This window comes from Alkalihalobacillus sp. NPDC127517, from assembly GCF_050276055.1.
Lineage (GTDB): Bacteria > Bacillota > Bacilli > Bacillales > Bacillaceae_D > Alkalicoccobacillus.
The window spans coordinates 100,759-114,133 of record NZ_JBNNQX010000003.1; the positions used below are offsets into that span (position 1 = coordinate 100,759).

10 protein-coding genes are annotated in these 13,375 nt (G+C 40.9%); 4 read left to right on the forward strand and 6 right to left on the reverse strand.

Annotated elements, in window-relative coordinates; genetic code table 11:
- Positions 1–72 precede the first annotated feature (72 nt).
- From ACQKKO_RS04755 to ACQKKO_RS04770, 4 genes are all read left to right on the forward strand, one after another.
- Positions 73–948, forward strand: coding sequence for a fumarylacetoacetate hydrolase family protein (locus ACQKKO_RS04755; RefSeq protein WP_498644831.1), 876 nt, complete (start codon positions 73–75; stop codon positions 946–948).
- Between the two features lie 155 nt (positions 949–1,103).
- Positions 1,104–2,453 carry an acetamidase/formamidase family protein gene (locus ACQKKO_RS04760; RefSeq protein WP_498644833.1) on the forward strand — a complete coding sequence of 450 codons (1,350 nt, stop codon included), beginning with the start codon at positions 1,104–1,106 and terminating at the stop codon, positions 2,451–2,453.
- Positions 2,454–3,234: 781 nt separating this feature from the next.
- Entirely contained in the window at positions 3,235–4,566 is a 1,332-nt protein-coding gene (locus ACQKKO_RS04765) for a hemolysin family protein (protein ID WP_498644835.1), read from the forward strand.
- A 50-nt stretch (positions 4,567–4,616) separates the two neighbouring features.
- On the forward strand, positions 4,617–5,669 hold the full coding sequence (locus ACQKKO_RS04770) for a hemolysin family protein (protein ID WP_498644837.1): 1,053 nt from the start codon (positions 4,617–4,619) through the stop codon (positions 5,667–5,669).
- A 161-nt stretch (positions 5,670–5,830) separates the two neighbouring features.
- Here the strand turns inward: ACQKKO_RS04770 and chrS are convergent, their stop codons facing one another.
- The 6 genes from chrS to ACQKKO_RS04800 form a co-directional block, all read right to left on the reverse strand.
- Positions 5,831–6,310, reverse strand: coding sequence for a chromate efflux transcriptional regulator ChrS (chrS, locus tag ACQKKO_RS04775; RefSeq protein WP_498644839.1), 480 nt, complete (start codon positions 6,308–6,310; stop codon positions 5,831–5,833).
- A gap of 20 nt (positions 6,311–6,330) precedes the next feature.
- Complete coding sequence (locus ACQKKO_RS04780; protein ID WP_498644841.1) at positions 6,331–7,284, reverse strand: LCP family glycopolymer transferase; 954 nt, start codon at positions 7,282–7,284, stop codon at positions 6,331–6,333.
- A 267-nt stretch (positions 7,285–7,551) separates the two neighbouring features.
- Entirely contained in the window at positions 7,552–8,382 is an 831-nt protein-coding gene (locus tag ACQKKO_RS04785; RefSeq protein WP_498644843.1) for a carbohydrate ABC transporter permease, read from the reverse strand.
- On the reverse strand, positions 8,379–9,368 hold the full coding sequence (locus ACQKKO_RS04790) for a carbohydrate ABC transporter permease (protein WP_498644844.1): 990 nt from the start codon (positions 9,366–9,368) through the stop codon (positions 8,379–8,381). The genes ACQKKO_RS04785 and ACQKKO_RS04790 overlap by 4 nt, the downstream gene beginning before the upstream one ends.
- Positions 9,369–9,432: 64 nt before the next feature.
- Positions 9,433–10,863: an ABC transporter substrate-binding protein gene (locus ACQKKO_RS04795; protein ID WP_498644846.1), complete on the reverse strand. Its 1,431-nt coding sequence runs from the start codon at positions 10,861–10,863 to the stop codon at positions 9,433–9,435.
- Positions 10,860–13,211 carry a beta-galactosidase gene (locus ACQKKO_RS04800; RefSeq protein ID WP_498644848.1) on the reverse strand — a complete coding sequence of 784 codons (2,352 nt, stop codon included), beginning with the start codon at positions 13,209–13,211 and terminating at the stop codon, positions 10,860–10,862. Before ACQKKO_RS04800 ends, ACQKKO_RS04795 begins: the two co-directional genes overlap by 4 nt.
- Positions 13,212–13,375 lie beyond the last annotated feature (164 nt).

Consider the following 13,375-nt stretch of genomic DNA (forward strand, 5'->3'; position numbering starts at 1 on the left):
TCTTTATGCTACCATGAAGAGGATTGGAATAGAAGGTATATCGCCACCTTAAATAAGTAAGGAGTGTTTTTTTTGATCGTTAGTACCGTCATTATAGAGAATGAGCAAAGACTAGCTGTTTCCTATCAAGGAAAACAAATTGATCTCACCCGTGCACTACACGCTTTTCCGAAAGAGGGCATTCCTCGGTCTATAGAAGAATGTATTAAGGAGAATAATGTTACAAGGGTAGATGAATACTTGAAATCAATCAATGACATTACGCCTTTTCAAGTAAATGAAGAACAGATCTCCTATGCTCCAGTGGTAACGAGCCCAGAAAAGATCGTTTGTGTCGGCTTAAATTATCGGAGGCATGCAGATGAAACAGGTTCGCCGTATCCAGATGTCCCAATTCTCTTTAATAAGTTTAATAATACGCTCGCCGGTCACAAACAGTCCATCACCATTCCAAAGGTGACAAAGGAACTCGATTATGAGGTAGAGCTTGCCATTGTTATTGGAAAAACGGCAAAGAACGTGACAGAGGATGATGCCTTGAATTATGTATTTGGCTATACGATTGCGAATGATCTGTCTGCTCGAGATCTGCAAATGAAAACACCTCAATGGCTTTTAGGCAAAACGTGTGATGGCTTTAATCCTGTAGGTCCGTTTCTTGTAACAGCTGATGAGATTGATGATCCTCAAGATTTAACACTTGAAACGAGAGTCAACGGGGAACAACGTCAGCATTCACATACCTCAGATATGATCTTCTCTTGTAAGGAAATCATAAGCTACATCTCCCGCCACTTCACGTTAAAACCTGGAGATCTAATATTAACGGGGACTCCTGAAGGGGTTGTTCTAGGTCTTCCAAAAGAAAAACGTGTGTACCTTAAGACTGGAGACACGGTTTCTGTCAGTATCGAAAAAATCGGCACTCTTACGAATACGTTTATATAAGATGCATTTTCGCCAGGTCTTTCCTGGCTTTTTTTGTTGTGTCTCTAAGAATTTCGTAGATACACCTTAAAAGTTTGTCAGATAATCTCTGTTTCCCAACATCTATTTCGTCTATTGATGCTAACGTGTAACGATCAACGATTGGAGTGATCAGCATGAATAAAAAGACGTTATCATTTTTAGGTGCATTAACTGTTCTTCTTTCTTACCCTTTGAGTGCGCAAGCCGAATCCATCCCGTTCCCGCTTAATAAAGACAACCCGTACAAGATGAATGGCGATTACTTTTTGTCTTCTTCACTTGATACCATTACGTGGGGGCATCTGCCAAACAAACAGTCAAGTGCTGTCATGGAGATTGAGTCTGGGGAAACCGTTACAATTGATACGGTATCGCATGAAGGATTACTTGAAGATCAAGGGAGAGATCCCCTCCAGTTCTTTGGAGAAAACGGAGTAGACGAGAATCATGTGTTGGATGAGGCTGTTGAGATTGCCGAATCGGATATTGACCATGATTTCGACGACCACGGACCACATATCGTCACCGGACCAATTGCTGTAAAAGGAGCTGAACCGGGAGACGTCTTAAAGGTAGACATCTTATCCTTAACGCCCCGTGTCCCTTATGGAGTGATTTCGAACCGTCATTATAAAGGAACACTACCAGGTGAGTTCCCTGAAAACGATGGCCCTAAAGAAGGAGCCAGCGCAGAAAACCCAGAGCTCTATGGCAATGTTTCTTTATTTACACCTATTGAATACATAGATGGCCAGTGGTTTGGACAGATCTTAGGCGAGGAAGTACAGTTTCCAATTGATCCGTTTATGGGGATGATGGGTGTTGCGAAGGATACCGACGAATTGGTCCATTCAGTTCCACCCACTCACACGGGCGGAAATATCGATATTAATGATTTAACACAAGGGTCTACACTCTATCTTCCTGTTGAGGTAGCTGGCGCTCTCTTTTATACAGGTGATCCGCATTTCGCTCAAGGAGACGGAGAAGTAGCCTTAACCGCACTTGAAGCCTCTCTTCGCACCACCTTTCGTTTAACTGTATTAAAAAATGGTGATGAAGCCATTCCTGGAGATGGTACAACGTTTACTCATCCATTCGGTGAAACAGATGAATTCTGGATTCCGATTGGTCTGGACCCTGACTTAAACGAAGCAATGAAGGATGCCACAAGAAGATCGATTGATTTTCTGGAGACGGAGCTTGGAATGGATCGTGCCAAGGCGTATGCCTATTTAAGCGCAGCTACCGATTATGAGGTTTCACAAGTAGTGGATCAGACAAAAGGAATTCATGGAATGATTCGCAAGTCGGATTTTAAAAACAAGATGTCGTCTTCCGAAGCACATGCTACAGAGGGCGGAGCACTTCCAGAAACAGCAACCAATACAGGTAGTTGGACAATACTTGGGGCTTCATTGCTTGCCGCGAGTCTCCTACTTTTCATGGTCACTTTCATAAAAAGAAAAAAGATTTCAGAATAGAACTCAAAAAGAAAAAAGCTTGGGACATAACTAAAAATCAATTTGAAAAGGCGAATGATTCGATTGCAGGATCATTCGCCTTTCGCGATTTTATTTGAACAAGCGAAGGGAGAACCCGACACTCCTACGGAAAAGTGCGTGGTGAAGACACTGTAGCGGCGATACCCGCAAAAGGGGCTGAGGCCGTACCCGCGGGTGGGAGGGATTCTCCTGTAGCGGATTTGTTGCTATGTTCGTGGGTTCGCGAGTAATTTACTGTTATATTCCACCATTTTTCACCTCATTTGGGTAGATTCATAATCCATTCATGACAAATTGAATAACGTTATATTACGGGATTGTAAATTTTTTATGTAAAAGTTATGTAACTACTATTTTTGACTCGAAAAAATCCGTATACTCTTCTCAACACTATTGTGGCAGGAATGAAAACCATTTCATTTTTGTTCCATTCTGCTTAGTGTAAACAAACTATTTTAATGAAAGATTGGAGGAACGTACATTGGGAAGGCGATATTGCATACTCGTTACTTGGAAGAAGTAAGCTGCACAGTTGTTGTTCATATGAGAACATACAATAGCAGTCTTTCTGTTCATCCCTTCTTCTAATCTATAGGTAACAAACTAATAAGTAAGAGGATGGCTTAAGAGCAGAATCCTGCTATTGTAACTAAACTTATCTCCCTGACAAAAAGATAGACTCATATGAACTTGTATGGATCATTGGTCGGTAAGAGTTTTTCATTCTGTTGGAGGTGAATCCCTCATCTGAGGGAAATAATTGGATTTAATTACAATAGTTAATCTTGTTCTACTTGTCATTTTACTAGCACTAACCGCTTTCTTTGTTGCATCTGAATTCGCTGTTGTTAAGATTCGTGGTTCGCGAATTGAACAGTTAATTGCAGAAGGGAACAAAAAAGCCGTTATAGCCAAAAAAGTAACCGAAAATCTAGACTATTACTTATCAGCTTGTCAGTTAGGTATTACAGTAACGGCTCTAGGGCTTGGTGCTCTTGGAAAGCCAGCAGTAAGCAGTATTATGTACCCCGTGTTTAATTTCTTAAATGTTCCAGATTCCATGACATCAGTGATCTCTTATGCAATCGCCTTTATGCTCGTCACGTACCTTCATGTGGTTGTTGGAGAAATGGCTCCAAAAACATTGGCGATCCAGTTTTCTGAAAAGATGACGTTACTTCTTGCTTCGCCTTTGTATTGGTTCGGAAAGATTATGTTTCCATTTATCTTAACGTTAAACGGTGCTTCACGCGTATTGTTAAGAGTATTTGGTGTAAAGCCTGCTGGTCATGAACAGACGTATACAGAGGAAGAACTTAAGATTATCATGACGCAAAGCTATCAGGGCGGAGAGATCGACAAGGAAGAGCTTCAGTACATGGAGAATGTCTTTTCATTTGATGAGCGTTTGGCTAAAGACATCATGGTGCCACGAACAGAGTTTGTAGCGATCCATCAGGATATGTCAAAGGAAGAACTGGTTGCTGTGCTAGATGAGTACAACTTTACTAGATATCCTGTCATTGAAGGTGGCGACAAAGATAAGATTATCGGTGTCGTAAATGCTAAGAAAATGCTACAAGCCATTGTTGCTGGTAAAGACCTTGATATCGCAGCATACATGCGTGATCTCCCGTTTATTCTAGAAGCAACAAGCATTCAGGATGTTATGTTAAAGATGCAGCAGGAGAAGGTTCATATGGCTGTCATCATGGATGAATACGGTGGAACCTCAGGAATTGTCACGATGGAAGAAGTGATTGAAGAATTAGTCGGTGAGATTCGTGATGAGTTTGATGAATACGAAGAAGCAGATATTGAAAAAGTCAGTTCGGACGAATACGTGATTAATGGTCGTGTGTTGCTTGATGATTTGGAAGAACAGTTCGGTTTACAATTTGACGAACGCGACAATATCGACACAATCGGCGGATGGATTCAATATAAAACTCAAGCAATTGTTAATTCTCATCAAGAAACTCAGGTTAAGCTTCAAGAACATCTTTGGTCCATTTTTGAAGTGGATAATCATCAAATTAAAAAAGTGAAGTTTAAGCAACGCATGGACAACACTCAATTAGAACAAGTCTAAAAGCACACAACAACCATGGAGGTGAATCCCTCTTTTATTAGAGGGAATAATTGGACTCACTCATTTACGTAAATTTATTTCTTGTAGCTGTATTCATATTATTGACTGCTGTCTTTGTAGGTGGAGAATTTGCAATCCTTAAAGTACGTATGTCTCGAATTGATCAGCTGATTTCTGAAGGAAACAAGAAGGCTGTTTTAGCGAAAAAAGTTGCACACGAGCTTGATTACTATTTATCAGCTTGTCAGTTGGGTATTACGATTACAGCGTTAATTCTTGGAGCCTTAGGTGAACCGACTGTACAACGAATGTTACAACCGCTTTTTGAAGCGTACAGCGTTCCCGCTGCTCTGGCAACAGCACTCTCTTATGCAATTGCCCTAGCGATTGTAACCTTTCTTCATGTTGTTATTGGAGAACTCGCTCCAAAGACGTTAGCTATTCAATTTCCCGAGAAAATGACGTTGCTTCTGGCGCCTCCCCTTTATTGGTTTGGCGTCATTATGGGCCCATTCATCCGAATCTTAAACGGTTCAGCTCAAACAATTCTTGGTTGGTTTGGGGTTAAACCCGCTGGTCATGAAACGGTGTATTCAGAGGAAGAATTAAAGCTCATCGTGTCGGAAAGCTATAAGGGTGGAGAAATTAACAAAACAGAGCTTGCCTATCTTGAGAATTTCTTTTCATTTGAAGGACGAACATTACATGAAATCATGGTTACAAAAGATCAAGTAATCATGCTTAAAGCTGAAATGAACCTTGATGAAATTTTAGAGGTATTAAATCAGTATGAGTACACTCGATATCCTGTAATTAAAAATCAAAAGCTGATTGGATTTTTGAATACAAAGGAAATGCTAACAAGTATAGCCGCAGGACGAAATGGTGGGATTGAGCAATTTTTGCACCATATCCCACAAGTGCGAGAGTCCATGTTCATTCAAGACGTCTTTTTAAAAATGAAGCAAACCCGGACTCACATGGCAGCTGTCAAAGACAAACACGGTTCAATCATTGGACTTGTTACCATGGAGGACATCCTAACTGAAATTGTTGGGGAAATGCATGATGATTACGGCGGAAACGCAAGCTTTGCGACGTAAGAGACCCTTCGTTAGTTAGATAAATACACTGAGGCCAAATGATTTGATTGCAGAATCATTTGGCCTTATCTTTTCCTTGTTCATTATTTGACGGACGAAAAGAGTTGCCCACATGTGGACAACTCTTTTTTTGTTCTTCCCTCATCATTTATCCACAAAGCTCACAGTTTCATCCCCATCCGACTCTTGTAACGCTTTAAGAGCATTTGACAATCAACACTGACAACACCCTTTAATGGGTAGATGGTATGAATCAAAAATTGCTCCATCTCCTGTTGAGTAGAGAAAATTCCATGCATATGCAGCTTACTAGGTCCGGACATCAAGTATAAGCTGGATACAGCATTTTCATTTTCTAGCTTTTGGGCCACTTCATCTAAAAACTGCGGTTCAACCTCTACGTTAAAAAATGCTGAAACGTGAATCCCCATTTTTGCTGGGTTCACAACAACGGTAAACTGTTCAATGACTTCTTGTTCGACCAGGTTTTGAATGCGCATTTGCACAGCAACTCGTGATAAGCCTACTCTTTTACCAATATCTGTATACGAAACTCTGGAGTTCTCATGCAGCATTGAGATAATTAACTTATCTATATCATCAAGTGAAGCAGAGCTAGGCATTTGATATAAATCACTCATGACAATAATCCCCCACATCCTTATTGAAGATCTAAGTGCTCTTTTAACTTCGCTCGGATGGTTTGTAAGGAATCTTCATTAACTCGTACATAACTAATTCCGTCGTTTCCGCGGAAAGGCGTACCCTCTAATTGGACAGTTTCCATATCAACTAGTGAGGTTGCATAGCCGTGTAAAGATAGTAGATTCGCAAACGTCAAATCTGTTCGTAGATTACCACCCAGACTATCAAATAGTTTATCATAGTTTTGTATACTACTAAGCGATGCCGCCTCATTAATCATACCTTCTAGAACCTGCTGCTGTCGCTGTCCTCTACCAAAATCTCCGCCCGCTTTTGGATTTTTTCGTTCTCTTGAATACGCAAGCGCCTCTTCCCCATTAAGATGAGATGGACCTTCCGTAAAATGAAGGGTTTTTCCTTTTTCAGTAAAATCAAAAGTAAATGCCACATCCACATCAATTCCACCTAATGCATCAACAATATCTTTTAATCCATCAAACTTAGCGACGGCATAATGATCAATTGGAATTTGAAGGAGCTGCTCCACTGTATCAACAGCCATATCTACTCCACCAAATGCATTGGCATGAGTAATCTTATCCATTTTTCCTTTTCCTACAATGTCTACATAGGAATCTCGTGGAATACTAGTAAGAATAATTGTCTTTTTCTCTTTGTTAAATGTAGCGACAAGCATAGCGTCAGAGCGTGCATGCTCTTCACCTGGTCTTGCATCGTCACCCATCAGTAACACAGAAAAGTTATCCTTTCCAATGTCTACGGGTTGTGTACGGAGCTCAGACTTATCTCCACGTTCTAGTTCAGAATAGGATTTTGATGCTGCTTGATTTGCTTTTACATATAGATAACCTGCTCCCGAACAAACAAGCAATACAACTAACGTCGTAAGCAGAGCCGTGACTTTCAGCCATTTTTTCTTCTTTCTCTTCGTGCGAGTCTTTCGTTCCAACCATAACCCTTCTCTCTTGATCTAGTTATTTTTAATGGATCATACTTTCTAATAGTAAATGTAATTCTATTATCATAATACAAAAGAATGAAAAAAGGAAGATAACATGACAATTGGAAACAATGTCCTCATGTTAGTAATAAAAATAGAAGCAGAGACGAAACATTAAATCGCTTATGGAAACACGAATAGCGAATGATTCAACAATCGAATCATTCGCCAATGTCTAAACGGTTTTATGTTGTGGTCCAAAATCTTTATCGAGGCCTATGACTTAACCGCTCCAGCTACTCCTTCTATAAAGAATCGTTGCATCAGTAGGAACATCACCATAACAGGCACTAAAGAGATTGTAGCAGCAGCTGTCATCCCTACGTAATCTGACGTATATGTTCCAACGAAGTTTTCCATCCCCACGGCTAATGTCCGTAGCTCAGGTCGATTCGCAGTGAAGATAAGCGGGATCAGGAAGGAGCTCCATGTCCAGATAAACTGCATGATCCCAGCCGTTGCCACAATAGGAGCACTTAAAGGCAACATAATTTGGGTAAAGGTCCGTAAAAATCCTGCTCCATCAATCTCGGCAGCTTCCTCAAGCTCCTTAGGGATTTTCGCAAAGAAGGAGGCAAAGAGGAGGATAAACAAAACATGGGCACCAGACGACTCTGCGACAATCACACCGAGTATTGAATCAGACAACCCTAATGCACTCACAATCTTAAATAACGGAATAATGGTGTAGCCTTTTGGAATAAACATGATGGCCACAACCATTAACAAAATGACTTTTCGGCCAGGAAATTGAATTCGACCAAGCACATATCCTGTTAACGCACTTAAAACTAGAACGATGAACACTGTCGCCAGCGTGAATATAACCGTGTTCACAAAATAACTTGAGAAGTTTGCGCTCGTCCAGGCTCGAATATAATTATCCCATTGAAACTCTGCAGGAATTGGGTTTGGTCCTCCTGTTAGAAATTCAGTATTCGTTTTGAACGAAGAGAGGATCATCCATATAAATGGATATATCCATATGAAGCCGAAGATAAGAAGACAAGTATGGATGCTTATTCGAGCAAATTTACTTCGTATCATTTTCCAATCCTCGCTTTCTTTCGATTTAAACGAAACTGTCTAATTTCTTTAGAGAATGCGCCGATACTAAACAAAATGCTGATGACAAATGTAAATAACCCTAGCAAGACCCCTGCAGCAGACGCATATCCCATCCTTGTTTGTCCACCTGAGAACTCCGAGGAGAACGCATAGTTATAAATAAACAAATCAAGTGTTTCAGTCTGATAGTAAGGACCCCCATTCGTCAACGTTTTGACTAAATCAAACGCGTTGATCCCACCAACGATGGAAAGAAGGAGGATCACTGACAAAATGGGCTTGAGAAGTGGAAGCGTAATATGGAACAAAGTCCTCCAAAAACCCGCTCCATCCAATTGAGCTGATTCATACAAATCATTAGGAATGGATTGTAAGCCCGCTAACCAATAAACCATGTTAATACCAAGGCCCTTCCACGACCCTATCACTATGAGTAAAATCATCGCCAAAACTCCGTCTGTTAACCAGGACACAGGCTGACTTAAGATGCCAAACGTAGTCATCAAATCATTAAACAATCCGTTTAGTCCAAAGATATTATTCATGACAATACCGATAACTGCGGTTGTCGTAACAACTGGAAGAAAGTAAATTGTCCGATATAGCGTTTTCCCTCTTAATTTCTGATCGTTTAAGATGATAGCGAGAATTAATGCGAATCCTACGCTAATGACGGTCGTTCCTGCTACATAATAGATTGAATTGATAAAAGACTGCCAGAATCGATCAGATGTTAACAGCTGCCTATAGTTATCTAATCCAATGAACCGGTTTAGAGGTCCTATTCCTGACCAATCATAAAAAGAATAGACATAGCTCATGATAATGGGATAAGCCGATAAACCAAAAAAAACAATAATCTGTGGCATTAAGAAAACATATGCCCATATTGCTTTTTTTCTATTACGTGCACTTAGTTTCCCTCTAGGTGCTGTCTGTTGCCGAATCTCTGCTGGGACTTTCATGGCATTCACTCCTTTTTAAAAGATGCACCGCCATTCATTAACGGCGGCACATCAATTATTTGATCTACTCTAGTTCTTCATAATCGTCCAACGTGTATGGAGTGAATGGCTCCCAATTCGGAAAGATGAAGTCATCAATTGATACATCAGGATGATCCTCAAGTGTTGCTTCAAAGATCTCAACTGCAGTTGAATCCATCTCTTTTAATTGAGCTTCAATATCCGGGATGGCACCTGATAGATACCCTACAACCGGCTCTCCAACCCCTGTAAACTCTCGGCGAGCAGCAACATCTCTTTGAAATTCAATGGTCGCTAAATTACGCTGCACAGGTTTTGGAATCGTGATGGCTAATTCCTCCTGCAATAGTTTGATATCATCATATTGAGGATAAGGTGCTTCTCCTCCTACATCCATCTTCGCCGGGATGGCCGTTCCAGTTTTCACGTAAAGTTCTTCATGTAAGTGATCCAACGAATACTCTAAAAACGTCTTCGTTTCTTCCCAATGCTCTGTGTTCGCATTCACGTGCATGCCATCCACTTGTCGTCCCGCTGGATAGTAATAAGGATTTCCATCTTTGGTTGGCATAGGGGCAACTCCCCAGTTTTCAAAACCATTCGATTGTACTAACTGCGTCCCCGTCCAGTTTCCACTGATCCAGAATGCAGATTGACCTGCAATAAAGCTTGCCTCAGCAGCCGCTGTATCAACCTCCATGCTATTCGGGGTCATCACACCTTCATCAAAAAGTGTTTTTAAATATTCAGCTGTTTCGATTAGTCCTGGTGTCGCATAGCTTGGAAGCCCTGTTTTAAAGTCATGACGCCAAGCGGTATCAGGCGAGATCGCCGTGGCCATCTGATTCATGACGCCTTCATTTGACCATGCTTCATTGTTCCATGATAAAGCGTGGATCGCTCCATCTGATTCCTCGTAAATATATGCCCCAAGCTCCTGGAACTCTTCCCATGTTTCTGGAACATCTTCTTCGGTTAGACCTAATTGATCAAACACATCCTCATTGTAATAAAGGATAAACGCACCACTTTGTGGAGAAACACATGGAAACACGTAGACATCCCCATCGAGTTCTGTGAAATTCTCACCCCAAGTCCCTTCGTAGAACTGGTCTTTTACATCATCCGTGAATACTTCATTTAACGAATGGACGGCACCAACGTCCACAAGCTCTTGCAGATCAGCAGCCGTCGTAAAAAGGTCTGGTAACTGATTCTCAGAAAGTGCTGTTTGGAATTGGGCTTCGTGACTTCCCAACGGAAGATCCTGTTTATCAATTTTGATACCAGGATGTTCTTCTTCAAAATTTGCGATCAATTCATCAAAAGGAACTCGTAGCTCAGGGTATCTATTCCATAGTGTGAGTGTTACCTCCCCATCTTCAGACGTTCCCGCATCTTCTCCACTACAAGCTGATAATGCAAATAGACCGATTCCGAGTATAGAGAGACTCCATTTAGCTTGGTTTTTCATGTATTAGCACGCCCCTTTTTATCATTTATGTCAAACTCATAGATTGGCACTACATCAACAGAATGAATCGTTGCAATTTCCTTTAATGCGATTTCACTTCTTGCTGCCATCGGTGAATCACTTTTCACCTCTCGTCCTTCTTTCACAGGAGAAATCACAAGATAAAGAGAATCATCCACTAATTTTTCTAAGAGATGGCTCAGCCCAATTTCCCACACATCACCATTATGAAAGTGATCATGCACCAGCTCATTTGAGAGAAAGGCATACCCAATATCACCTTCATAGGAAGTACGGAGCAGCCATTCTTTCACGTGGGAATAATCCATCTGTGGAAGGGAGATCGTCATTCTTCGCTCGTCCAACTGCTCTATGATCGGTTTAATGTGCACCTTTTCTTTACTCCATTTGTATTCAGTAAGCAATTCTACTTCTGAACATTCAGTTAAATGTACTGTGAGATCTGGTGTAGACATACCATCAATAACTGAGACCTTCAGTGTTTCAGACTCTGACTCAAAGCGAATACGATCTGTTTCTACTAATACCGTTGCCTCAGTCAAAAGGGCATGCTGCGTGCCTTTCCATTCAAACGACCAAAAATCTAAACTTTGCTCATCTGACATGGTAAATAGATCAATGAGCATTCCATCGTTTGTTTGGATAGAGATTTTACTCAAACTCAACTCACTCGGGTAAATGATCCAACTACTCTCATCCTCTTGGATATCTCCTTCAGAACACGAGATATCCTTAATCTGCTTCTTACTTAATTGAAAGCTCGGTTTCATACCAAAAGGATAAAAGAAAAAGTACTGATGGTGTGTTTCACTCAATTCGTGTTTCTTTAACAGCTGTGCTGTAGCATAGAGTAGCTCTACACCTGATAAATGTTGGTTAAATGGCAAGATACAACTGATATCCTCCTCAAGTGAAAACCCACCATCATATGGAATAGAAATAGACTGTTCATCCATTTGTAATGTAAATTGAAGATTGTGCTTGGCAGGAGCTTGAAGATGATCTTGATAGTTATTCATAAAAATAAACCCTCTGCCCTCATTCACTCGTAGAGCGTATCGTAAGGTTTCTACATCTTCTGGTCGCATGTCGTCTGTGTTTGTAGGAAGGTAGGTGGTTGTTTCACAAAAAAGATCTTCAAAGTCTTTATAAAAGTAGTGCTGACGTTTCAAGCGTTTATACGATTCCCTTACCTGACCAAACTCTCCAATTGGTGCTTGGTAATCATAAGAGATCTTAGGGGTAGCATGTTCGTTTAAGTAAGGAGTGAGCTTGCCTTTTGGATTGGAGCTTCCATGAAACACATAATACCCGACAAAGTTACATCCGCCCGCAACCTTAATATTCGCCATCGCCTCTACACTTTGGTAAGGAAGCTTAAAACGATACTTATAAAAAACCGTCATTCCTCCACCCATTTCACAGCAGGCAAATGGAATCTCCTCCGGATTGTAATGTGGCTCGAAGTTATAGGTTGGGTGGTTGTAGTTTCGATAAATGTATTCCGGCGTGACAGGGTGCTCCGTTACTTTCGGATCATAGAAAACCCACGGCCAAAAAGCATATCCTCCCCAAAGCGGCAGCACTTCGGACGTTGGTGCGACGGCTCCACCCCAGCCTGTTGCTGTATAAAAAGGTGTGACTAAGCCTGCATCGTTCGCTATCTCTTTTAAGCGAACAATATGCGCTTCTCCGTCTTCTCCTCCCGAAACCCACTCATTACTCGTACCCGTCGTATGTTCCCAAGGGGCACCCGCATGATAGAATTCATTTTCTAATTGAATGCCAATAACCGGGCCATCATCTTGGTACATCAGTCCTTTTACTTGTTGACCGATCTCACCATATAACCGCTTAACATGGTGAAGATAGTTCGGATCATTGCTTCTCAAACGGCAGGGTTCCCCGTATAACCAATCCGGGAATCCACCATTTCTCACCTCGCCGTGAGCGAACGGTCCGATACGTAAAATACACTGAAGCTTTAACTCCTGACAAAGACGTACAAATCGGTTCAGATTCTTAGAACCATCCCAGTCAAACTCCCCTTTTACTTCCTCATGGTGATTCCAAATTACATAGGTTGGGACAATGGTAATCCCACCCATCTTCATCTTAAGAAGTTCATCTTTCCATTTAGAACAATCATAACGACTAAAGTGAAACTCACCGCAGATTCCAAACAATGGTTTATCATCGATCATCATAAAATGATCTGAGAAATGAAGAAGCTCATTCTTTGAGTTTCTACCTTGTAGGTTTGTTAAAGCTGGCTTAAATCTATTTTTTTCCGTGTTAATTGTGATTGTTTCTATTTTCCTAATCATCGTCTGTCCACCTCCAAGCTTCAGAGTCACCTATACTCGGAATTATTTGATAACGCTTTCATATTTTTATATTAGTTTAAATAACTTTATTAAGTCAAGTATATATTTAAGTTATTTTAATAAATGTGATTGTGGTATGATACGGTAAAAACAAAGAATACAGG